At 55.4% G+C, this 21,780-nt stretch carries 21 protein-coding genes and 1 tRNA gene; 15 read left to right on the top strand and 7 right to left on the bottom strand.

The window, feature by feature from the left end; translation table 11 throughout:
- The first annotated feature begins 70 nt into the window (after window positions 1-70).
- Window positions 71-1,156 (top strand): GTPase HflX, encoded by a 1,086-nt coding sequence (gene hflX, locus QXG22_02845; protein MEM0358934.1) that lies wholly within the window; start codon window positions 71-73, stop codon window positions 1,154-1,156.
- On the opposite strand, the gene QXG22_02840 is transcribed toward hflX, so the two are convergent.
- Genes QXG22_02840 through QXG22_02825 form a run of 4 tightly spaced genes read right to left on the bottom strand, consistent with a single transcriptional unit; the run spans window position 1,153 to window position 5,771 of the window.
- Window positions 1,153-2,193, bottom strand: a complete 1,041-nt coding sequence (locus tag QXG22_02840; GenBank protein ID MEM0358933.1) for an NAD(P)-dependent glycerol-1-phosphate dehydrogenase — start codon at window positions 2,191-2,193, stop codon at window positions 1,153-1,155. The genes hflX and QXG22_02840 overlap by 4 nt on opposite strands.
- Window positions 2,190-2,945 (bottom strand): geranylgeranylglyceryl/heptaprenylglyceryl phosphate synthase, encoded by a 756-nt coding sequence (locus tag QXG22_02835; GenBank protein MEM0358932.1) that lies wholly within the window; start codon window positions 2,943-2,945, stop codon window positions 2,190-2,192. The genes QXG22_02840 and QXG22_02835 overlap by 4 nt, the downstream gene beginning before the upstream one ends.
- A complete protein-coding gene (locus tag QXG22_02830; protein ID MEM0358931.1) occupies window positions 2,946-4,112 on the bottom strand; it encodes an NAD(P)/FAD-dependent oxidoreductase in 1,167 nt (388 codons plus the stop codon).
- Between the two features lie 48 nt (window positions 4,113-4,160).
- Window positions 4,161-5,771, bottom strand: coding sequence for a radical SAM protein (locus QXG22_02825; GenBank protein MEM0358930.1), 1,611 nt, complete (start codon window positions 5,769-5,771; stop codon window positions 4,161-4,163).
- A gap of 75 nt (window positions 5,772-5,846) precedes the next feature.
- Here QXG22_02825 and QXG22_02820 point away from each other — a divergent pair, with 75 nt between their 5' ends.
- Genes QXG22_02820 through guaB form a run of 3 tightly spaced genes read left to right on the top strand, consistent with a single transcriptional unit; the run spans window position 5,847 to window position 8,714 of the window.
- Complete coding sequence (locus tag QXG22_02820; GenBank protein MEM0358929.1) at window positions 5,847-6,713, top strand: UbiA family prenyltransferase; 867 nt, start codon at window positions 5,847-5,849, stop codon at window positions 6,711-6,713.
- Window positions 6,710-7,201, top strand: coding sequence for a DUF359 domain-containing protein (locus QXG22_02815; protein MEM0358928.1), 492 nt, complete (start codon window positions 6,710-6,712; stop codon window positions 7,199-7,201). Before QXG22_02820 ends, QXG22_02815 begins: the two co-directional genes overlap by 4 nt.
- A 55-nt stretch (window positions 7,202-7,256) precedes the next feature.
- Entirely contained in the window at window positions 7,257-8,714 is a 1,458-nt protein-coding gene (gene guaB / locus QXG22_02810; protein ID MEM0358927.1) for an IMP dehydrogenase, read from the top strand.
- Here the strand turns inward: guaB and QXG22_02805 are convergent, their stop codons facing one another.
- The 3 genes from QXG22_02805 to purH are packed head-to-tail and all read right to left on the bottom strand — an operon-like array spanning window position 8,715 to window position 12,036.
- Window positions 8,715-9,473 carry a CoA-transferase gene (locus tag QXG22_02805; protein ID MEM0358926.1) on the bottom strand — a complete coding sequence of 253 codons (759 nt, stop codon included), beginning with the start codon at window positions 9,471-9,473 and terminating at the stop codon, window positions 8,715-8,717.
- The gene (locus tag QXG22_02800; protein ID MEM0358925.1) at window positions 9,473-10,486 is read right to left on the bottom strand and encodes a CoA-transferase; all 1,014 of its coding nucleotides are present in this window, start codon (window positions 10,484-10,486) and stop codon (window positions 9,473-9,475) included. The genes QXG22_02805 and QXG22_02800 overlap by 1 nt, the downstream gene beginning before the upstream one ends.
- 17 nt (window positions 10,487-10,503) lie before the next feature.
- Window positions 10,504-12,036, bottom strand: coding sequence for a bifunctional phosphoribosylaminoimidazolecarboxamide formyltransferase/IMP cyclohydrolase (purH, locus tag QXG22_02795; GenBank protein MEM0358924.1), 1,533 nt, complete (start codon window positions 12,034-12,036; stop codon window positions 10,504-10,506).
- A gap of 53 nt (window positions 12,037-12,089) precedes the next feature.
- On the opposite strand from purH, the gene purB reads away from it, so the two are divergent.
- The 11 genes from purB to QXG22_02740 all read left to right on the top strand — a co-directional run bounded on the left by purB (window position 12,090) and on the right by QXG22_02740 (window position 21,780).
- Window positions 12,090-13,538, top strand: a complete 1,449-nt coding sequence (gene purB / locus QXG22_02790) for an adenylosuccinate lyase (protein ID MEM0358923.1) — start codon at window positions 12,090-12,092, stop codon at window positions 13,536-13,538.
- 4 nt (window positions 13,539-13,542) lie between these two features.
- Window positions 13,543-14,412, top strand: a complete 870-nt coding sequence (locus QXG22_02785; protein MEM0358922.1) for a tetrahydrofolate dehydrogenase/cyclohydrolase catalytic domain-containing protein — start codon at window positions 13,543-13,545, stop codon at window positions 14,410-14,412.
- Complete coding sequence (locus QXG22_02780) at window positions 14,409-15,545, top strand: AIR synthase-related protein (GenBank protein MEM0358921.1); 1,137 nt, start codon at window positions 14,409-14,411, stop codon at window positions 15,543-15,545. Before QXG22_02785 ends, QXG22_02780 begins: the two co-directional genes overlap by 4 nt.
- Window positions 15,546-15,549: 4 nt before the next feature.
- Complete coding sequence (gene purS, locus QXG22_02775; GenBank protein ID MEM0358920.1) at window positions 15,550-15,816, top strand: phosphoribosylformylglycinamidine synthase subunit PurS; 267 nt, start codon at window positions 15,550-15,552, stop codon at window positions 15,814-15,816.
- Entirely contained in the window at window positions 15,813-18,167 is a 2,355-nt protein-coding gene (gene purL, locus QXG22_02770) for a phosphoribosylformylglycinamidine synthase subunit PurL (protein MEM0358919.1), read from the top strand. Before purS ends, purL begins: the two co-directional genes overlap by 4 nt.
- Window positions 18,164-18,949 (top strand): phosphoribosylformylglycinamidine synthase I, encoded by a 786-nt coding sequence (gene purQ, locus QXG22_02765; GenBank protein MEM0358918.1) that lies wholly within the window; start codon window positions 18,164-18,166, stop codon window positions 18,947-18,949. Before purL ends, purQ begins: the two co-directional genes overlap by 4 nt.
- A gap of 14 nt (window positions 18,950-18,963) precedes the next feature.
- Complete coding sequence (locus QXG22_02760; protein ID MEM0358917.1) at window positions 18,964-19,359, top strand: DUF2703 domain-containing protein; 396 nt, start codon at window positions 18,964-18,966, stop codon at window positions 19,357-19,359.
- A gap of 37 nt (window positions 19,360-19,396) precedes the next feature.
- Window positions 19,397-19,882 carry an AIR carboxylase family protein gene (locus QXG22_02755; protein MEM0358916.1) on the top strand — a complete coding sequence of 162 codons (486 nt, stop codon included), beginning with the start codon at window positions 19,397-19,399 and terminating at the stop codon, window positions 19,880-19,882.
- A gap of 31 nt (window positions 19,883-19,913) precedes the next feature.
- Window positions 19,914-21,392 carry an amidophosphoribosyltransferase gene (locus tag QXG22_02750; GenBank protein ID MEM0358915.1) on the top strand — a complete coding sequence of 493 codons (1,479 nt, stop codon included), beginning with the start codon at window positions 19,914-19,916 and terminating at the stop codon, window positions 21,390-21,392.
- Window positions 21,393-21,448: 56 nt separating this feature from the next.
- Window positions 21,449-21,523, top strand: a tRNA-Lys gene (locus QXG22_02745).
- Entirely contained in the window at window positions 21,499-21,780 is a 282-nt protein-coding gene (locus QXG22_02740) for a DNA-directed RNA polymerase subunit H (protein ID MEM0358914.1), read from the top strand. The genes QXG22_02745 and QXG22_02740 overlap by 25 nt, the downstream gene beginning before the upstream one ends.

Raw genomic sequence — 21,780 nt, 5'->3', positions numbered from 1 at the left:
TTTCTTTTCTTTGGGGCTGTTTTTAAAGGAGGGGATATCGGTTAAACCCTTTCGTACCAAAAGGATAGGGATGCGAGCCATCCTAGTGCAGAGGGTACAACCCGGAGGGAAGGATGAGCTGGGAGAGCTGGAAGAACTTGCGAAGACCATGGGATATGAGGTGGTGGATAAAGTAGTACAGGTGAGGGAGACCGATCCCGCCTTCCAAATAGGAAGGGGGAAGGTGAAGGAAATAGCTGAGCTCGTTAAAGAAAGGGGGGCAGAGTTGGTGATTTTCGCCAACCAACTCACCCCTTCCCAACTCTTCAACCTGAACAAAGAGCTGGGAGTGGAGGTGATGGATAGGTTCCAGCTCATCTTGGAGATCTTCGCCCGCAGGGCAGGATCCCCGGAAGCCAAGCTCCAGGTGGAATATGCCAGGCTCAGCTATGAGCTTCCCAGGATCAGGGAGAGGATAAGGAACCTGTTGTCCGTGGAGCAGCCTGGATTCAGGGGAAGGGGAGAATACGAGCTCAACATGTACATGGACATGATAAAGAGGAGGATGGCCCTTCTGAGGAGGAAGCTCAAGGCCCTGGCGGAATCCAGGGAAAAGAGGAGGGAGCAGCGCAGGAGGAGGGGTTTCAGGCTGGTGGCCTTGGCGGGTTATACGAATGCCGGGAAGTCCACCCTTCTCAACGCCCTTACCCATTCCAACGTGGAGGTGGACAACAGGATGTTCACCACTCTGACCGTAAGGACAAGGGCGGTGAAGGGATGCGAAAGGATCCTGATGACGGATTCGGTGGGGTTCATCGAGGGCCTCCCCCCGTGGATGGTGGAGGCCTTCAAGGCAGCCCTGGAGGAAATTTACTCTGCGGATCTGGTGATCCTGGTGCTGGATGGGAGCGATCCCATGGCGGAGATCCTCAGAAAGCTCAAGGTGAGCCTGGAAATACTCTCTGGAAAAAACTTGAAGATCCTGTTGGCGCTGAACAAAATAGACCTTCTTTCCCCCCAAGAATTGAAGGAGAAGGTGGAGGTACTGGGAAGACTTCCCCTTCCCCTTCTCCCCATCTCCGCAAAGGAGGGGAAGAATCTCGATCTCCTTTTGGAGGAGATAAGGAGGGAGGTCTTCGGGGTATCCGAGGAAAGGATGTTGCCCCTCTCCGGCTAGATCACACCCGTTTTCTGTGCAATCCTTCGGGCGATCCTTCTATCCATTTCCTTCCTGTTCAGGATGGTGAACCTCTCCGGTCTGATCTCCTTTGCCCTGAGGAGGGCCTCCACTATCGTTTCCTCCTCCACTCCCAACTCCTCCGCCGTGGTGGGGGCCCCCACCTCCAAAAGGACCCTGCGTATCCTCTTCCAGTTGAGTCCGTGCAGGTAGGCCATGAGGATGGTTCCCACCCCACATCTCTCCCCATGGAGGGAGGTGTTTGGGGAAAGCTCCTCCAGCGCGTGGGCGAAGGAATGTTCCGAACCGCTGCACGGTCTGGAGCTTCCCGCTATGCACATGGCCACCCCACAGCTGATGAGGGCTTCCACCACCACCCTTACCCCCTCTTCCTTCCCCTCCCCTATCAGCTTCGAGTGTTTCGCCGTCATCTCCGCACTCATCAGGGCCAGCTGGGCGGCATACTCCCCGTAGTATTCCCCCGTGAGGAGGTGGGAGAGCCTCCAGTCCTTGACGGCGGTGAACTTCGCCACGAGGTCACCGCATCCACTGGCCGTCAGGCGGTGGGGAGAACGGGAAATCACTTCCACGTCTGCTAGGATGGCCAGGGGGGTGCGGGCATCGACGGAAAGGGGTCCCAACCGGCGAAGGGAAGCCCTAGAACTGGCTATACCGTCGTGCGAGGCCGCCGTGGGGATGCTGAGGAAGGGGAGGTTGGCTTTGAAGGAGGAATATTTGGCCAGATCTATCACCCTTCCCCCTCCCACCCCCACCAGGAAGGAGGGACGCACCTTCTCTATTTCCTCCTTTACCTCTTCCAGGGGTTCACCCCTCACCCTGAAGAAATGGGGTTCGAAATCCTCTTCCTCCAGTGACTTGACGACCTTCCTTCCCGCCCTTTCGTAGGTGTGGGGACCGGAAAGCACCAAGACCCTGTCCTTCAGTCCGAGCCCCCTGCAGATTTCACCCACTACCTCGATAACTCCTCTCCCCACCACCACCTTAGTGGGGAGGTCGATCGTGTGGATGTCCCTCAACTCCCCTTACCCCGGTCGACCCTTCGGAGGGCCTCCACTATTTCCCTTATCCTTTCTGCCCCCCCTTCCTCCACCACCGTTCCCGTCACGATCAGGTCGGCCCCCGCCCTCGCCACCCTTTCCGCATCCTCCCCCTTCTTTATCCCTCCCCCCACGATGAGGGGTAGCCTCACCCATTTCCTGACCGTGGAGATGGTTTGGGTGGGAACGGGTGCTGGGGCACCCGAACCCGCTTCCAAATAGACGAAATGCATTCCCAGGTACTCGGCTGCTAGGCAATAGGCTGCGGCCAGCTCCGCCTTTTCGGGTGGAAGGTATCTCGCCTGCCCCACGAAACCCGCTGTCCCCCCGCTTCCCAGGATGAGGTATCCCATGGGTAAAACTTCCAGTCCATATTCCTTCACGAGGGGAGCCCCCAGCGCCTGCACATCTATGAGGAAGTAGGGATTGGAGGAATTGAGGAGGGACATGAAGAAGATGGCATCGGCATATCTGCTGATGCCGGAGAGATTGTTGGGAAAGAGGATCACCGGAAGGTCCACCGCCTTCTTAATGCTTTTAACGGTTTCATCCACGAGGGTCGTGGAACAAACGGTGGAACCTCCCACCATGATGGCGGAGGTCCCAGCCTTTTCCGCTTCCCTGCAGAGCCTTCCGGCCTTTTCCCCCCTCGTCTTTTCCGGATCCACCAGCGTGAGATGTAGGGGATGTTTGCGCAGACCCTTCAACAGGTATTCCTCCACCCTTCCCACTCAACCACCCAGCAGTCCTCTGGCGAGGCGGAGGGCAAAATATGGATGCTTCAGCAGCTTCCTTCCCACCCTCTTCAGATTCAACCCGTTGGCCAGATCCACCACGTCCTGTCCGGTGAGGAGGTCGGCCAGCTGGTTGAGTTCTTTGTCGTTCAATTTCTCGATCAGTCTCAGGACCTTGAGGCTTCGGGCAATTCTGTTGCTCCATTCCTCGTACCTTCTGGGATATTCCTCCACCGTGTTTTCACCCTTCACCACCCCTCCCGCCACCTCTCCCGCCACCTTCCCTGCGACCACGGAGGAATGGATTCCTCCACCCGTGAGGGGTATTACTTGCCCCCCCGCGTCCCCGCAAAGCATCACCCCTTCATCCACCAACCTCTCCACTTCCCCACCCACCGGTACGGGTGCGGCCCCCACCTCCACTATTCCCGCCTTACCGAAGAGGGAGGGATGAGAAGAAAGGAAACGATCCAAGTAAGGCTTGGCGGGTGCTCCCCTTACCCCTATTCCCACGTTGGCTTCGCCCCCGTCCTTTGGGAAGACCCAAACGTAGCCCCCAGGTGCCACTTCCCTTCCCAAATAAACTTCCAACATGTGGGGATCCTCAACTCCGCAGTTCACCATCTTGTACTGGAAGCAGGGTATGACCTCTGGCCTTTTCACTCCAAGGGCCCTGCTGGCAACCACCGAGTTAACCCCATCGCACCCTATCACGACTTTGCCCCGCACCTTTCTCCTTTCTCCACCGAATCGGACCAGCACTTCCCATTTTCCCTCCCTCCTCTTTAGGTCCAGTACGGGGGTTCCCATCCTGATCTCCACCCCCCTTCTGACGGCCAGATAGGCCAGCTCCTTCAGGAAGAGTCCCTTCTCTATCACGTACCCCGCCGTACCGAGTTTGCGGGAAAGGATGTCGACGTACTTCCTCTCGTCGGGTGCATGAACCCTAAAAATTTCCACACGGTTGCGGATGAATTTTCTACCCCTCACCCCAGCATCTTTGAGGGTGGAGAGGGACACGGCCTCGCCGCATGGTTTTTTCCCCAACGAATTTTCCCTTTCAAGCAGAAGGGTATCCGCCCCCCTTTCCGCGGCCCCCCGAGAGGCCATCAGGCCAGCCGGTCCCGCTCCAACCACGATGACATCGTACTCTTTAGCCAACATCTTCAGCTAACTTTTCCGGTAGACATATAAGGAAAGCGTTGGGCTGGGCTAATAGAGACCGGACCTAATCTCCCTGAGATCCTGTTCGAACTTCCTATAGGCTTCCGTCCTCTTCAGTTTCTCCACATCCCTTTTGTAAAGATCATCTTTGAGCTTTTTTCCCGTTCTCCTCTCCCACTCCTCTATTGAGATCCCCTGGCTTTCCTGATCCCTGTCCCTGTACCATTCCGGAATGACGTTGAAGGCACAGAAGGGAACTATTCTGTTGTCGCTCATCACGTAGTGAATGCAACATCTCTTCACCCTTTCCACATCGTAGTTGTAGAGATCCATGAAGTGCATCATCCCTATGAAGAGGGATTTCAGGTGGAACTTACCCAGGGCACCGTAGTCGCGTCTGATGAGCAAGTGGTAGAGGAGTCTGCCGAGCTTCAGGTCCTTGGGCTTCTTCCTGGAATCTATGAACTTTCCCATGGAGGTGAGAAGCTTCAGCTTGATGAGGGTCTTGCTCTTTCCCTTTCTGAGTTCCTCCGTTTTCTCCTTCAGGTATTCCAGGAAGCCCTCCACGTCTATGAACTTGGTGATCGGAATCATCTTCCCATCCTCCTTGAAGACGTAGGTGGCAGCCCCGCAAGCGAAGTGGGAGCTGAGATCGTAGCTCGGTTTTCCCGTGAGCTCTTCGATGAACCTGCTTATCACCATCGCCGTGGGCACTGGGAAGAAATCTTCGAGGGTGATCTCGCCGTTGGTTTGTTCTTCCAGCTTTTTGATGACCTCGGGAATGGTTATCCTGTACCTGTTCCTTTCGTTTCTGGGCATCCTTCCCACCAAGGAGATGGGTTGGAAGTTCACGCTCCTGACGATATCGAGGTTCTTGAAGGCATACTTGACCATTTCCCCCACTTCGTGGTCGTTCACCCCTTTGATGATGGTGGGCACGAGGACGATTCCCAGCCCCACCTTGCGACAGTGCTCGAGTGTCAAGGGAAATTCCCAGTGGTTCTTGGGATTGGTTTTCTCGCTCACCCCGTCGAAGCTCAGGTAGAGGGTGTTGACCCCTGCCTCGCGGATTTTTTCGACCAATTCTGGGTTGTGGGCAAGCCTTATTCCGTTGGTGTTGAGCTGGATGTGGTCGAAATCGTAGGATTTCGCGAGTTTCACGATCTCGACCAAGTCTTCCCTCAGACAGGGCTCCCCACCCGTGAATTGCACGGCATTACAGGCGATGGGTTTCTCTTCCTTGAGGACCTTGAACATCTGCTCTATCTGTTCCAGGGTGGGTTCGTAAACGTAACCCATACGCTGGGCATAGAAGAAACAGTAAAAACAAACCAGATCGCATCGATTCGTTAGAACGACGTTCGCAAGTGCGGTGTGGCTGAGGTGTAAACGGCAAAGACCGCAGTCTTGGGGACAGGAGGGTTCTTCTTTAGTTATCTGGGGATTCTCTATCCCCCTTCCGTCCATCGCGTATTTTTCAGCCCTTTTGTACCACTCGTAAGATCCACTGTATACTTCCTCGAATTCCCCGTGTTCGGGACAGGTTTTTTTCATCCAGACCTTCCCTTCCCTTTCGTAAAGGGTCGCTTGGAGGAGCTTCAGGCATTCCGGGCAGAGGGAAGTGGTTTTTCCGAGTTCCATGTCCTTGAGTCTTTGCATGTTAAGTTATTATAAAATGTCCTTTTGGAAGCTGCGGTAGGGTTAAAACTTGGAGGGTTCATCCCCCTTGGAAGTATGTCCTCCCTTCGAAGGCTCTCGGCTTTCCTTTCCCTCGCAAGGCTTCCCAACTGTTTGATGATGGGGTTGGCCGTCCTGGTGGGGGAAGTCCTGGCGGTGGGAAGGATGGAATTCCTCCCAAGCCTTCTGGGTTTTTCCACGGCCTTTTTCCTCACGGGAGCTTCCATGACCATCAACGACTACTTCGATCGCTTCGTGGATGAAGTGAACCAGCCGGGTAGACCCATTCCCAGCGGGCTTGTCTCTCCTAGGGAAGCCCTTTTCTTCGCTTCCGGATGGGCGGCCATTGGATTCCTCTCCGCCGCCGGGAGTTTCGCGGAGCGTGGTACCCCCTATCCCTTGCTCGTGGCCCTACTTTCCTTCCTCCTCTCCACCTATTACAATGCAAGGGGAAAGAAAACGGGACTGCCGGGGAACTTAATGGTGAGTACCTGTGTGGCCGTACCCTTTCTTTACGGTCCCCTCGTGCTCGGGGAGAAACCTACTCCTTCCCTCTCCCTCTTCGTGTTAATGGCCTTCCTCTCCAACACAGGGAGGGAAATCCTGAAGGGAATGGCGGATGTGGAAGGAGACAGGAGGAGGGGAATAAGGACGCTGGCGGTGACGAGGGGAGTGGGGGGAGCCGCTCCCTTCGTTTTTCTCTTTTACCTTTCCGCCGTGGCACTCAGTCCCCTCCCCCTCCTCTTGGGAGAGGTCTCCGTCTGGTATCTCCCACCCTTGCTGTTCGCGGATGGGGGCTTCCTCCTCACGGGTCTCCTCTCGTTGAGGGATCCCTCGCCGGAAAGGGCGAAGAGCTTCAAACGTCTTTCCCTCCTCTGGATGCTCTTCGGCCTCTTGGCCTTCCTGCTGGGGAGATGGGGATGAAACTTCCCGAACACTTGAGGGACAGACTCAAAAGACCACTGGGAAGGGTTTTCCCGAGCATGGGCGAGGCGGTGGAGTATCTGAGAACCCTGAAGCCGAAGAGGATAGTGACGGTGGGGGATAGGGTCACCCTCACCCTCTTGGAGGAGGGAATCAGACCAGATGTGTGCGTGGTCGACCTCAAGACCCTCCGTTCCCCGCTTGCCGAAGAAGAGAGGAAGAGGCTGGAGAGGCTGGATCTTCCGGAGAAAAGGGTGGTCAACCCACCCGCTACCCTTTCCGATGAACTGTGGAAGGCCTTCGATCTCCCTCCTCCCCTGAAAATAGTGGTGGAGGGTGAGGAAGACCTCGCCACGCTCGTGGCCGTGATGAAATCTCCTCCAGGCACCGCAGTCCTCTATGGACAGCCGAAGGAGGGAGTGGTGGTGGTGGAGGTGGAGAGGGTGAGGAGAGAGGTGGAGGAACTCCTGGGGGAATTCGAGGATTAGAATTCCCTTATCGATAGGATTAAACTCCCCTTTTCCCTTAGAAAAAGGTGGAAAGGTGCCGGAAGGAGGTTTCAGGAAGAAAATAGTGGGAGCGGAGCTGGCTTTCACCTTCCATGACCTCATCCTCCTGCCAGGCTTGGCCGTGGAGCCTTCGGAAATCGATGTGAGAACGAAGTTCACCAAGAATTATTCCCTGAACATTCCCCTAGTTTCCTCTCCCATGGACACCGTCACGGAGACCGAGATGGCCATAGCCATGGCGAGAGAGGGAGGAGTGGGAGTTCTTCACAGGAACTGTAGCGTGGAGGAACAGGTGGAGATGGCCAAGAAGGTGAAGAGGGCGGAGGCACTGGTGATAAGGGATGTGATCACGGTAAGCCCGGAGCAGACCGTGGGGGAGGCCATAAAGCTGATGGAAACCCACCACATCTCCGGTTTGCCCGTAGTGGAGGGTGGAAAATTGGTGGGGATCCTGACGGGAAGGGATGTCCGATTCGCCAATCCAGAGTTCAAGGTGGAGAGCGTGATGACGAAGGAGGTGATCACGGCCAGAGAAGGGATAAGCTTGGAGGAGGCCAAGGAGCTACTGCACAGGCACAGGATCGAGAAGCTACCCATCGTGGATGAGAAGGGAAACCTCAAGGGACTCATTACCTTCAAGGACATCATGCTGAGGGGGAAGTATCCAGATGCGGCGAGGGATGAGGAAGGACAACTCCTCTGTGCTGCCGCGGTTTCTCCCTTCGATTTGGAAAGGGCGAAAAAGTTGGACAAATACGTGAACGTGCTGGTGACCGACGTGGCACACTTCCACAACTCAGCCGTGTTGGAGGCAACCAAGAAGATGCTGAAAGAGGTGGAGGCGGATCTGGTGGTGGGGAACGTGGGGACCTATCAAGCGGCGGAGGATGTGATCACCAAGCTGGAGGGAGTGGCGGGCTTCAGGGTGGGTGTGGGTTCCGGTTCCATATGCGTGACCACGGAGGTCACCAAGGCAGGTGCTCCAACCCTCTACGCCACCGCCAGCGTGGCCGATGCTCTCAGGGACTACGGTATGGAGCTCCCCATCATAGCGGATGGGGGAATTCGCGGTCCTGGGGACATAGCCTTGGCCCTCGCCGCTGGTGCTTCCGCGGTGATGGCCGGAAACCTCTTCGCCAGATGCAAGGAGGCACCGGGTGCCTTGGTGAGCATAGGCGGAAGATACTACAAGCAGTACAGGGGAATGGGAAGTCCCTCGGCCATGGCCAAGAGATACTCCCTGGACAGATATTCCCTACCCTCCAAGGGGATAGTGGAAGGGGTGGAAGGATGGGTGCCTTACAAGGGAGAGGTGAGCGTAGCCATAAAGGAACTGGTGCTTGGACTGAAGGCCTCCATGGGATATGCGGGTGCTAGGAACATCAGGGAGCTCTGGGAGAAGGCCAGGTTCGCGGTTCTCTCCCCCTTGGGGGCCCAGGAGACCAAACCCCACGATGTTTTACTTCCCTCGGAAGCCGAGAGGGGAAGTTAATCATTTTCCTATGATTATCCCGTGTGGGTCCAGCTCCCTCAAGGTCTTCAGTTCCTTTGGAGTAGGCTCGGGTTCCCTTCCCACCTTTCCCCTTACCACTTCGAAACCGCTGGAGTTCCTCACCTCTTCCAGCGTTACCCCGGAATAGATCCTGAGGAGTCTGAGTCTCAAATCCCTTCCGAACCCATAAACCCCGAGTTGGGTGACCACCCTCCAAGGTCCCGTTCCCCTGGGGAGCCCAGCTTTTTCCCTGGCCCCCTTTCCGTCGAGATAGCCCGGGGTAGTGAGGAAATCCAGCTTTTTCACGAACCTGTTCTTTCCCTGTTTCATGAGAACGATGGTTCTCCAGGAAAGGGAGCCGAAATCGTTTGCCCCTCCACTTCCTGGAAGCCTGATCTTGGGCCGCTCGTAGGGACCTATCACGGTGGTGTTGAGGTTACCGTAAGGATCTATCTGGGCAGCCCCAAGGAAGGCATAGTCGGCGTACCCAGCTTGGGCGAGGGACATGACATGATCCATGCTGGCGGCCATCACGGCCTTGTAGGTGGTCATGGAATCCCCTACGGAGAGGGGAAGGGTGGGAGGGCGCATGGGGGCTATTCCCCCAGCCTCGAAGATGATGGAAAGGTTGGGTGCCCTCACGGTCTTGGCCAAAAGGGTCGCAAGTACGGGCATGCCCGTTCCGGTGAGAACGATTTTCCCATCTCTCAGCAGGCGGGAGGCAGCTATCACCATCATCTCCGTCCTGCTGTATTCCATCATCTCCCCTTCCAGGGGTAAGAGTAGGGTCCCTTTCCCTTCTCCAGTCTTTCGAGTAGCTTTAGCTTCTTCTTCCCACCCACCCTTTCCAGATACTGTGGGAAGTCCTCCACCCCGTACACATACTCTTCGAAGTATTCCATTGTTCCTTCCTCTGTTTTGGTCAGATGAAGATACTCCGCTAAGTGCTCCTCATCGAAATAATAGAGACCAGGCATGTTGCATGGATGAGAACCATAAGGAACTTCCACGACGGCATCCACGTAGAAGTAGGGAATAACGGTTCTCCAAGGTTCCTTCCTTATCTTCTCTGTAGGGACGATTTTTTCCGTGGTTATCACCAACCTTTTGGCCGCCCTAGCCAGCTCTGAATCCTCCACCAATGCTCCTTCAATCCTACAATTTCCGTAAGGATCGCACTCATGCACGTGGATGACGGCTACGTCTGGAAAGCAGGCCGGAAGGAGACAGATGGGTCTACCCGTAAAGGGGTCACGTACCACTTTGGCCGAGCTTCTCTTGAAGGTGTCGGTCCCCAGCATGACGTAAGCAGGCATGAAGGGGAGCCCGGCCGCTGCGGCCTTAAACCTCCATTGATAGGCAGCATTGCTTAACTCCGCCACCACCTTCACCTTCCCGCTTTCTACCGCCCTCCTGGAGGCGGGGGAAAGCCCCCTCAGTTCGTGTCCAAAGGAATAGGCCACCTCCACTTCTTCCACACAACCAGCCGCGATCAGACAATCGAGATCGTGTACGGCGGTTTTTCCGGCCACCTTCAAACCCCTTTTCCTTTGCCTGATCATTTCGTAGATGAAGGCCATGGAAACCCTCACGTGTCCAAAGCCTCCAAAAGCCATCAGGCAACCCCTCCTGACGAAGCGGCTAACAGCTTCTTTGAGGGTAATGACTTTTTCAACCATTTCCCTGGTTTTGTTCTTTCTCACCCATTCCCTGTGTTCTTCCGGATCACACCATCCCAAAAGCTTCCCTTTCCCCTCTTCCAGTACCTCCATTCCCTCCCCTCTGGAACTCAGTGTTTGAAGTGCCTTATTCCGGTGAAGACCATAGCCATGCCATGCTTGTTGGCTTCATCAATGGATTCCTTGTCCCTGATAGAACCTCCAGGTTGGATGATGGCCGTGATTCCAGCCTCGGCCGCCTTTTGGACCGAGTCGGGGAAAGGGAAAAAGGCATCAGAAGCGAGAACGGCCCCCCTCGCGCGCGGACCCGCCTTTTTCAGGGCTATCTCGGTGGAGTCCACCCTGCTCGTCTGCCCAGCCCCAATCCCCACCGCTTGCTTGTCCCTGGCCACCACGATCGCATTGGATTTCACATGTTTCACCACCTTCCAGGCGAAAAGGAGCTGTTCCATTTCTTCTCGAGTGGGCTTCCTCTCTGTGACCACCCTGAGTTCCTCAGGACGCAGGAGGAGGGAGTTCTCTTCCTCAACTAGGAGTCCACCGCTTATCTGTTTGAAACGCATCTTTGCCTTGCTTTCGAAGGAGGGAAGCTCTAGCACCCTCATGTTGGTTTTCTTCTTCATCACCTCCAGGGCCTCCGGTTCGTAGGAGGGGGCCACCACGGCCTCGATGAAGGTAGAAGTGATCTCCTCCGCAGTCTTTCTATCGACCTTTCGGTTTATCCCCACCACCCCTCCATAGGCAGAGATGGGGTCGCATTCCCTAGCTTTGACGTAGGCCTTCCAGACCTCTGGATCGGAGGCCACCCCGCAGGGGTTGGTGTGCTTGATCACCACCGCCGTGGTCTCCTCGAACTCTCTGAGGATTTCCACCGCCGAGTCCAGGTCTAGGAGATTGTTAAAAGACAGTTCCCTTCCCTGATAGAGCTTGGCGGTTGCCATCCCCCAGGCGGGAACTTCGGCATAGAAAGCCCCCCTCTGGTGGGGATTCTGCCCATACCTCAGATCGAGGAGCTTTCTGTAGCCCAGTCCCAGGAAGGTGGGAAAGGTCCGCTGGGGAAGCAGTCCGGTCAGATAGGAGAAGATGGAAGAGTCGTAGTAAGAGGTGTGGGCAAAGGCTTCCACGGCCAGTTCCAGTCTTTTTTCCTCTCCCAAGTCCCCTTTCGATCTCAGCTCCTCCAAAACCTCCCCATACCTCTCCGGTCTGACCACCACGATCACATCCCTGTAGTTCTTGGCGGCCGCCCTCACCAGGGCAGGGCCCCCGATGTCGATGTTCTCTAAGACCTCCTCTAGCTCCACTCCAGCTTTGCTAATAGTTTCCACGAAGGGATAGAGGTTTACAACCACCAAGTCGATGGTGGGTATCCCCCTTTCCTTCAAAGTGTTTAGATGGGATGACTGGTTTCTCTTGGCTAGGATGCCCGCATGGATGAAGGGATGGAGGGTCTTGACCCTTCCGTCCAAGATTTCGGGAAAACCCGTGAGTTCACTCACTTCTTTGACGGGTATTCCCTTTTCCCTCAGAAAGCGAGCGGTTCCTCCGCTGGAGAAAAGTTGAACTCCAAGTTCAACCAAACCCTTGGCAAACTCTTCCAAACCCCTTTTGTCCCAAACGCTTATCAGGGCATTCCTTACCTTCATCTTCCCTTCCTTTTTTCCCCAAAATTAAAAACCTTGTAAGAGAAGAAAAAGGGATGAGCTTCGATTACAGCACCTTTCTATCCCCTTTTACTTGGAGGTACGGCAGCGAGGAGATGAGATCCCTTTTCTCCGAGCTGGAGTACAGGGCACTTTGGAGGAAGATTTGGAGGGCACTGGCCGAGGCTCAAGCCGAATGGGGTTTGATTTCCGAAGAGGAGCTGAAGGAGATAAGGGAGAAGGCTGAAAAGGAACACATAGATCTGGAGCTCTCCCATAAATTGGAGAGGGAAATAAAGCATGACCTCATGGCAGAGCTGAAGGTTTTCTCCCAGCAGTGTTCTAAGGGTGGTGGGAAGCTCCATCTGGGTGCCACTTCCATGGATGTAGAGGACAACGCAGAAGTTCTGAGGATGAGGAGGGCACTCGACCTCCTCCTCACGAGGTTGGTGAACTGTCTTCACGCCCTTTCCCTTCGGATAAGGGAGCATAAGGACACCATCTGTATGGGTTGGACCCATCTGCAACCCGCGGAGCCCACCACGCTGGGATACAGGTTGGCCCTATATGCCCAAGATCTTTTAATCGATCTCAGGGCGGTGGAGATCCTCCTTTCAGAATTCCTGAAGGGAAAGGGTATGAAGGGAGCGGTGGGTACCTCGGCCAGCTTCAAGAGATTATTGGAAGGAAAGGCCAGGCCCGAGGAGCTGGAGGCCAGGGTGATGGAAAAACTGGGTCTTTCTTACTTCACCGTCTCGGGGCAGACCTATCCCAGAAAGCAGGACTTCATAGTCCTTTCCGTCCTCGCCGGGATTGCCCAGAGTGCCCATAAGTTTGGAGCGGATCTCAGGCACACGCATTCACCCCTCTGGGGCGAGGTCTACGAGCCCATAGGGGAAAAGCAGGTGGGATCCTCCGCCATGCCCTTCAAGCGCAACCCCGTTCTCTCCGAACGTATGTGTTCCCTGGCCAGATACGTGGCCTCCCTCCCAAGGGTGGCATGGGAAAATGCTTCCCATACCCTCTTCGAACGCACTTTGGATGATTCGGCCAATAGGAGGGTAATTTTGGCAGAAGGTTTTTTGGCGGTGGACGAAATCCTTATCCTCTACCAGCACTTGGTGGAGGGAATGGAGGTAAACAAGACCATGATCGATAGGAACCTGAAACTCTTCTTCCCCTTTTCCGCCCTAGAGCCCCTCCTGATGGTGCTGGTGAAGAAGGGGGGAAACAGGCAGGAGCTCCACGAAAGGCTGAGAAGACTTTCTTCCATGGCTTGGGAGAGGATCAGGGAAGGGGGGGAGAACCCCTTGCCTTCCCTTCTGAAGGAGGATCCTTCGGTGGGTCCCCTTCTCACCGAGGAGGAGTGGGAGGAAATCTTGGACCCCTCCAAGCACTTGGGGGATGCGGTGGAGAGATGTGAGCGCTTCTTGGAGAGGGAGATAGACCCCGTTTTGGCCAAGTACTCAGACAGGCTGGGGAAAAAGGTTCCTCCCTCCTTCTGAAGATATGGCCGTGCTAATGGATGGGAAGGCACTGGCGGAGGAAATCAAGGCGGAGTTGCGCGGGAAAGTGGTGGAGCTGAAGAGAAAGGGGATCGTGCCCACGCTCGCCACCTTTCTGGTGGGGGATCATCCAGCTTCCAAAATCTACGTGGAAGGGAAAAGGAAGGATTGCGAGGAAGTGGGAATTTCCTTCAGGCTTTACACCTTTCCCCCTACGGTGGAGGAAGAAGAGTTGAAGGAGCTCCTCCATCGTCTGAACGGGGAGAGGGGAGTCCACGGAATTTTCATACAGCTTCCCCTCCCATCACACCTGAATTCCGCAAGGCTGGTGGAGGAGATTTCCCCCCAGAAGGATGTGGACGGTCTCCATCCCTACAACGTGGGAAGGCTGTGGAAAGGACAGTACGATCCGGAGAGGAGCCTCCTCCCCTGCACTCCCAAGGGTATCCTGAAGCTCCTGGACAGATATGGTGTGGAAGTGAGGGGGAAGTTGGTGACCATCATCAACAGGAGCGATTTGGTGGGCAAACCCCTGGCCAAGCTCCTCCTGGACAGGGATGCCACCGTTCTTCTCTGCCATTCCAAGACGAGGGACCTGGAGGGAAAGACGAGGGAGGCGGACATCGTGGTCTCGGCGGTTGGAAGGAGACCCTCCTTCGTCTTAACGGCGGAGATGATCAAAGAGGGGGCAGTGGTGGTGGACGTGGGGATGAACTATGTGGGAGGAAAGCTGATGGGGGATGTGGACTTTGAGGGGGTGAGCCGCAAGGCCTCCTATCTTACCCCCGTGCCCGGGGGAGTGGGCCCCATGACCAGGGTGATGCTTTTGCACAACACCCTCTTAGCTTCAGAGACCCTGGGGGAGAGCGGTTGAGCTTCTACAGGTCCCTTGGGGTGGATGTGAAGAAGAAGGGAACAGAGCTCTTCCTCCCCCTCCTGGATGCGGACCTGAAACCCTTTTGTCCCGTGGGGAAGGGAAAAGGGGGAAAGGGTATCATCCTCCACACGGACGGGGCGGGAAGCAAACCACAGCAGAGCTACCTTCACTGGAAGGAGACAGGGGATCTCGAATGGTTTCAAGGGTTGACCCAGGATGTTCTGGCCATGAACGTGGACGATGTGGTTTGTGTGGGTCCCTTCTCCCCGCTGGCTTTTGCCGACTACCTCACCCTCAATCCCCACCGTCTCCCCAAAGGAGAGCTCCTTTCCTCCCTCGCGGAGGGTTTCAGAAGGACTCTGAAGGAGCTGGAGGCCCTTGGTTTGGAAATTCCCTTTTTGGGGGGAGAAACGGCGGATCTTCCCGACCAAGTGAGAACCCTTGATCTTTCCGGAACCATCGCCGCCAGGATCGAATTCTCAGAGGTGAGAAGGGGGGAGGAAATAAGGAAGGGAGATCTCATCGTGGGACTGAGGAGCGGAGGGAGGACGAAGTACGAGAAAAGGGAGAACAGCGGCATCATGTGTAATGGTCTAACTTTGGCCAGACATGTCCTCATGAGACGGGAATACACACGCAAGTATCCAGAGCTGGTGGACCGGGAAGGGTACAGGGGGAGGTTCAAGTTCGATGATTATTTGGAGGAGCTGGGTATGACCGTGGGTGAGGCCCTTCTCTCCCCCACCCGTTTCTTTGCTCCCGTTGTTCTGAGAATCCTTAAAAAGGTGGGAAGGGGGGTGAAGGCCATGGTGCATAACACGGGAGGAGGTCTAACCAAGAGCCTGAGGATAGGTAGGAACGTGGTTTACGTGAAGGATCAGCTTCCCGAGCCCGATCCACTCTTTTCCTTGATCCAGAAGGAAGGAAGGGTGAGGTGGGAGGAGATGTACCAAGTTTTCAACATGGGGGTAGGGTTCGAGTTGGTGGTGGATCCTGAAGAGGCGGAGGAAGTGATAAGGATTTCGGAGAGGTTCGGATTGGGGGCGAAGGTGATAGGAAGGTGTGAGAAGGGAAAAGAGGGCAACCGAGTAATAGTAAAGAGTGAAAGGGGCAAGTTCGAATACGGGTGAAAGTTTGAGGTACCTGAGCAGGGTAGAGGTAAGGCTCAAGCCCGGTTATCTGGATCCGGAGGGGGAAAGTACTAGGAAGGCTCTGGAGGATTTGGGCTATAGGGTTGGCTCGGTCTCGGTGGTGAAGGTCTATGAAATAGAGTTCTCCGCCCCTTCTCTGGAAGAGGCCAAGAAGCTTACGGAAGAGATGTGCAGGAAACTTCTCTCCAATCCCGTAAAGGACGATTACTCCTTTGAGGTCAGGAAGGTGGAAAGGCGGGTGAAGGGTTGAGCGAGCTTTACAGGAGGCTCCCCCTTCCCTTCGAAGTATACGAGGTCCTGTTGAGCAAGGCGAAGGGGGAAGAACTTTCTAGGATCAGCCTGGAGATGGGCCTGGCCATGAACTTGAGGGAGATGGAGGAATGCAAAAAATATTTCTCGAGGAAAGGGAGGGACCCCACCGACGTGGAGCTGCAGGGCATCGCCCAGACCTGGTCAGAACATTGTTTCCACAAGACCTTCAAAGGGGTGGTGAGGGTGGGGAGGAAGAGGGTCAGGCTCTTCAGGGACTTCATAGCGAGGGTGACGGAGGAGCTCTCCCCTTCCTGGTGCGTTTCCACCTTCAGGGACAATGCCGGAATCGTGAGGTTCGACGAGGAGCACGGTTTGGCCGTCAAGGTGGAAACCCATAACCACCCTTCCGCCATCGAACCCTTCGGGGGTGCGGCCACGGGAGTGGGTGGTGTGATAAGGGACATTTTGGGCGTTTGGGCAAAGCCCATAGCTTGCTTGGACGTATTGGGATTCGGTCCTCTCAATTTCCCATGGGAACGACTTCCTGCGGGGATCAAGCATCCGAGATACATCTACCGCGGGGTAGTGGCAGGAATAGGGGCCTACGGAAACAACATGGGGATACCGACCGTGGCGGGGGCCATTTACTTCGATGAGAGCTATGTGGGAAACCCCGTGGTTTATTGCGGGTGCGTGGGTATCCTTCCCCTGAAGAGGTACGTGAAGAAAACGAGACCAGGAGATCTTTTGGTTTTGGTGGGGGGGAGGACGGGAAGGGATGGAATTCATGGGGTGACCTTCGCTTCCCTTGAGCTTTCAGAGGAGTCTGAGGAGGTATCCAGACCGGCCGTTCAAATCCCGGATCCCATCGAGGAGGAAAAACTGAAAAGGGGGATCCTGGAAGTGGCGGAAAGGGGATTGGCCAGCTCCATCACCGACCTGGGGGGAGGAGGAATTTCCTGTGCCAGTGGTGAAATGGCCAGGGAGGCAGGGTGTGGGGTGGAGGTATGGCTGGACAAGGTACCCCTCAAGTATCCGGGTATGAGACCCTGGGAGATTTGGATTTCAGAATCCCAAGAGAGAATGGCCCTGAGCGTTCCCCCAGAACATCTGGAAGAGGTGTTGAAAATTTTTGAAGGGGAAGAAGTTGAGGCCACGGCAATAGGGAAATTCACTGAAAACGGTCTACTCAGGGTCTTCTATCGCGGTTATCGAGTGGCCGAGCTGGAACTCTCCTTCCTCTTCTCCCCTCCCCTGCCGGAGAGGAAGGCGAGGTGGAAGGCACCATCCTTGGAGGAGCCAAGTTTCTCCCCTCCCCCCCTCAAGAGGACCCTCCTCAGGCTTCTCTCTTCCCCCAACATCTGTAGCAGGGAGGAAGTGATCCGAACTTACGATCACGAGGTACAGGGTGGAACGGTCCTGAAACCCCTCCAGGGGGAATATGGCGGTCCAAACGATGGAGTGGTCCTCAAACCCCTGAGGAAATCGAGGAAGGGGGTGGTCCTCTCCTGCGGGCTCAAACCAAGGTATGGAAAGATAGATCCCTACTGGATGGCCGCTTCGAGTCTGGAGGAGGCCGTGAGGAACAACGTAGCGGTCGGAGGAAGGAGAATAGCCCTCTTGGACAACTTCGTGTGGGGAAATCCGGAGAAGGAGGAACAGCTGGGTTCACTGCTGAGGGCCTGCGAGGCCTGCTATCGTTTTGCCCTGGCTTTGGGTACCCCCTTCATTTCCGGAAAGGATAGCCTGTACAACGAGTCACCTCTCGGTCCCGTGACCCCCACCCTCCTGATCACCGCCGTGGGTTTGATCGAGGATGTGGGGAAAGCCGTTTCTTCGGAATTGAAGGAGGGTGGTAACCCGCTCTACCTCGTAGGAAACACCTTTCCGGAGCTTGGGGGTTCCGAATACTACGCCCTCTTGGGATATCTGGGAAGGAGTGTTCCCAAGGTAAGGGTAGGGGAGGCGAGGAGGAACCTGAGGGTGGTGGAGGAAGCCATAGAGCTTGGACTGGTGAGGGCATGTCACGATCTTTCGGAGGGCGGTCTGGGAGTGGCCTTGGCGGAGATGGTACTCGGTGGGGACTGTGGGGCGGAAGTTGAACTCGAGCTTGTTCCCTCCCCTGAAAGACTGAGAGAGGATTACCTCTTCTTCTCCGAGTCGAACAGCAGATTCCTGCTCGAGGTGAAGAGGGAAAAGGAGGAGGAATTCCGGAGGAAGGCGGGAAAAAGGGCGAGGAGGATAGGCTGGGTCACGGATGAAGGGGTCCTGAGGGTCCTGGGAAGGAAGGAAAGGTGGGAAGTGGATGCTGAAGAGCTGAGGAGGGCTTGGAGGAATCCGGAATGGTGAGGGTCTGTGTGGTGAGGGCTGGTGGAACCAACTGTGATGGGGAAACCGTGGTGGCGCTGGAGGAAGTGGGAGCGGAGGTGGAGCTCATCCACTTCCGGAGATTGCTAAGGGAAGGACTGGAAAGGTACGATGCGTTGGTGATACCAGGAGGTTTCTCTTTTGGTGATAGGGTTAGGGCTGGGGCCATCATGGGAAGGGAACTTGGGGAAAGGATGGGTTCTTCCCTCAGGAAGTTTTTGGAGAGGGGAGGGGCCATTCTCGGAATATGTAATGGATTTCAGGTCCTAGTGGAGGCAGGCATCTTACCCGGATTCGAGTGGGGGAAAGTTCAAGCCGCCCTGGCCCTCAACGACTCCGGGAGGTTTGAGTGTAGATGGGTTTACCTCAGGGTGGAAAACGGTGGGAAATGCCTCTTCACGAGGGGGATGAAAAGGGGGGAAGTGGTGAGGATGCCCGTGGCACACGTGGAGGGTAAGTTCCTCTTTCCGGCGGGGAGAGAGGAAGAATGCTGGAAAAAACTTAGGAAAAACGATCAACTGGTTTTCAGGTACTGCGACAGGGAAGGAAGACCGGCTAGGGGAAAATATCCGACGAACCCCAACGGATCCCTTTTCGATATCGCGGGGATTTGCGACCCTACCGGAAGGGTAATGGGCATGATGCCCCATCCGGAGAGGGCGGTCTTCGGTTGGCAGCTTCCCGACTGGACAAAGGGGGAACTTCCCGAGTGGGGGGATGGAAGGAGGATCTTCCTTTCCATGGTGGAGAATTTAAGGAGATAATCGAGGGAAAGAAGATGAAGATTCAGATTCTGTACATATTGGACTGTCCATGGTGCCTGAAGACCAAGGAGGTGGTCAGAGAGGTCCTGAGAGAACTGGGCGTAAAAGCGGAGGTGGAAGAAATACTGATAGACACGGAGGAAAAGGCCAAGGAGTACGGGTTTTTGGGTTCGCCCACCGTGCTGGTGGATGGTAGGGATGTTCAAGAGGAGGTCACGAAGGGGAGGTGCCCTTCTTGCGAGGAGCTTGCCGAGAGCGCTGGTCATTTCGTTCGAAGGGAGTGCAAGCTCGGGTGCAGGGTTTACTTCTACGGGGGGAGGCACTACCCCTATCCACCCAAGAGGATGATCAAGAAGGCCGTGGAAGAAGCGATGGGCCGCCGGGAGTCGAAAGCTGGACGAGGGCGGTAGGATTAAAAACTTCCCCACCGACCCTTTCCCGGGTGTAGTGAAGGTCGTAATCCTCTACGGGTCCAGGGCGGATATGGAGTTCGCGGAGCCCGCCAGAGCACTTTTCAGGGAGCTTGGGATAAGGTTCGAAGAAAGGGTGGCCTCCGCCCACAAGACGCCAGACAGACTCCTGGAGATAGTGAGGGAGTACGAACGCAGTGGAGAAGACTTGGTCTATCTCACCGTGGTGGGGAGATCCAACGCCCTCTCTGGGATGGTGGATGCGCAGGTCAGACACCCTGTGATAACCTGTCCGGTCAGAATGGAAAACTTCCCCTTCGACATTTTTTCTTCACTGCGCATGCCCAGGGGTGTGGCTCCCTTGGTGGTGACGGATCCGGAGGGAGCGGCCTTGGCAGCCGCAAAGATCCTCTCGTTGCTGGATGAAGGATTGGCGGAAAGGGTTTCCTCTTGGCAGAAGAAAAGAAGGGAAGAAGTTATCTCGGCGGATGAGGAGGTTAGGGAAAGCTGGGGAAAAATTTAAAGGAAGGACCCTTAACCCTTCTGGTGGGGGATTGGAGCCTTTTGGTGAGGCCTGCGGGGTCTTTGGTGCCTTCGATTTCGAAGGCAAGGAGGTTTTTCCACACGTATATTGGGGTCTGATCTCCCAAAATCATCGTGGGCATCATTCCTATGGTTTTGCAGAGGTCAGGGGGAACGAATTCGTCGCCCATCGCTCGTTGGGTCTTATCCCTCCCATGAGGCATCCCGTGATAAGGAGACTCTTTAGGTCTTTCAAGAGCCACGTGGGAATAGGCCATGTGAGGTACGCTACCTCCGGCAGAAGCACGAGGTACTGGCTCCTGAGGGACATGCAGCCCTTTTTGGCGGGTTGGGAAGAAAAGATCACCATCGCCTTCAACGGAAATCTAGTGAATGTGAAGGAGCTCAGGGCGGAGTTGAAGAAAAAAACCTGTAGGCTCTCCTCCTCTTCCGATATAGAATTGCTCTCCAAGAAGCTCCTGCAGGGGATGAAGAACTCGGATCTCTTCTCGGCAGTGGAAGCTTGCATGAGGGATATAGAGGGTGCCTTCTCCGTGGTGGGTATGACCCAAAGGGGGGAGCTTTTCGCTTTCCGCGATCCGTTGGGGATAAAACCCCTTTGCTATGGTTGCAGTCCGGATAACCAAACCTTCGCCGTGTCTTCCGAAAGTGTGGGATTGGATATAAACGAGTTCAAATACGAGGCGGAGGTTCAACCGGGTGAACTGATCGTCTGGTCTGGAGAAGGGACTAGGAGGGAGAGAATAGTAAAGGGGGAAAGAAGGGCCTTTTGCAGTTTCGAGTTCGCTTACTTCGCCCGCCCCGACTCCATACTTTGCAATGATAAGCCCGTATACAAGATAAGGGAAGAATTCGGAAGGAACCTCGCCAGAGAAGATCCAGACCTGGCGAAGAAGGTGGATGTGATCGTTTCCATCCCTTCCACTGGGGATGACGCGGCTTACGGAATGCATGAGGTGACGGGTATACCTTGGGAAAGGGCGGTGAGGAGACATAGGTATGTAGTGGACCGTGCCTTCATCTCTAGCACTGAGGAGAGGGAGAAAATCATTTCCAGGAAGATCAACGTTACGGAAGCCCTGAAGGGGAAGAGGATAGCCGTGGTGGAGGATTCCATTGTGAGGGGGGATACCTCCAAGAGGGTCATAAGGAAACTCAGGATGGCAGGGGTCAAAGAGATACACATGTATTTCACCTTCCCCCGCATCATTTCCCCCTGTTTCTATGGCATCGATATGGCCACCTTTGGGGAGCTCATAGGTTCCACCCATCGAGAGGAAGAAATAGCTCAGCTGATAGGGGCAGATTCCGTCCACTATCAGTCACTGGAGGGTTTCGTGAGGGCCACGGGCGTTAGGAAGGAGGATCTGTGTCTTGCCTGTCTTACGGGTGAATATCCCACTCCCCTTGCCCAGAAGATAGCGGACGAGATGAGGAAGAGGTTCGAGAGGGGGGAGGTGGAGAGGGGAAGGGTTTACGAGGTAGAGTAGGCTTTTTATGTCTTCGAAAGGGATAAATATAAGTAGTTTTGAGTCATCGGTTAGTTGGGCCTGTAGCGCAGTCTGGCTAGCGCACCGGCCTTTTAAGCCGGGAGTCGTGGGTTCGAATCCCACCAGGCCCGTATGGGGTGGGAAGATGGAGGAAGGCTTCGATCCCCGGGGGCACGTACTGGTGCCGGAGCATAGGGTTTTGTCAGAAGAGGAAAAAGAAGAAATCCTGAGAAAGTATAAGGTGAAGCCCCATCAGCTTCCCCTCATGAAGAGCACGGATCCCGTAGCGAGGGCAATAGGTGCAAAACCCGGGGATATAGTAGAAGTGAAGAGGGAAAGTCCCACCGCCGGTAGGACCTTGGCCTATAGATATGTGGTGGAGGGATGA

The sequence above is a fragment of the Candidatus Hadarchaeales archaeon genome (assembly GCA_038736355.1).
In the GTDB taxonomy this organism is placed as follows: Archaea; Hadarchaeota; Hadarchaeia; order Hadarchaeales; family WYZ-LMO6; genus WYZ-LMO6.
The sequence above is the reverse complement of the archived record's forward strand: the minus strand, read 5'-3'. Positions and strand labels throughout refer to the sequence as shown.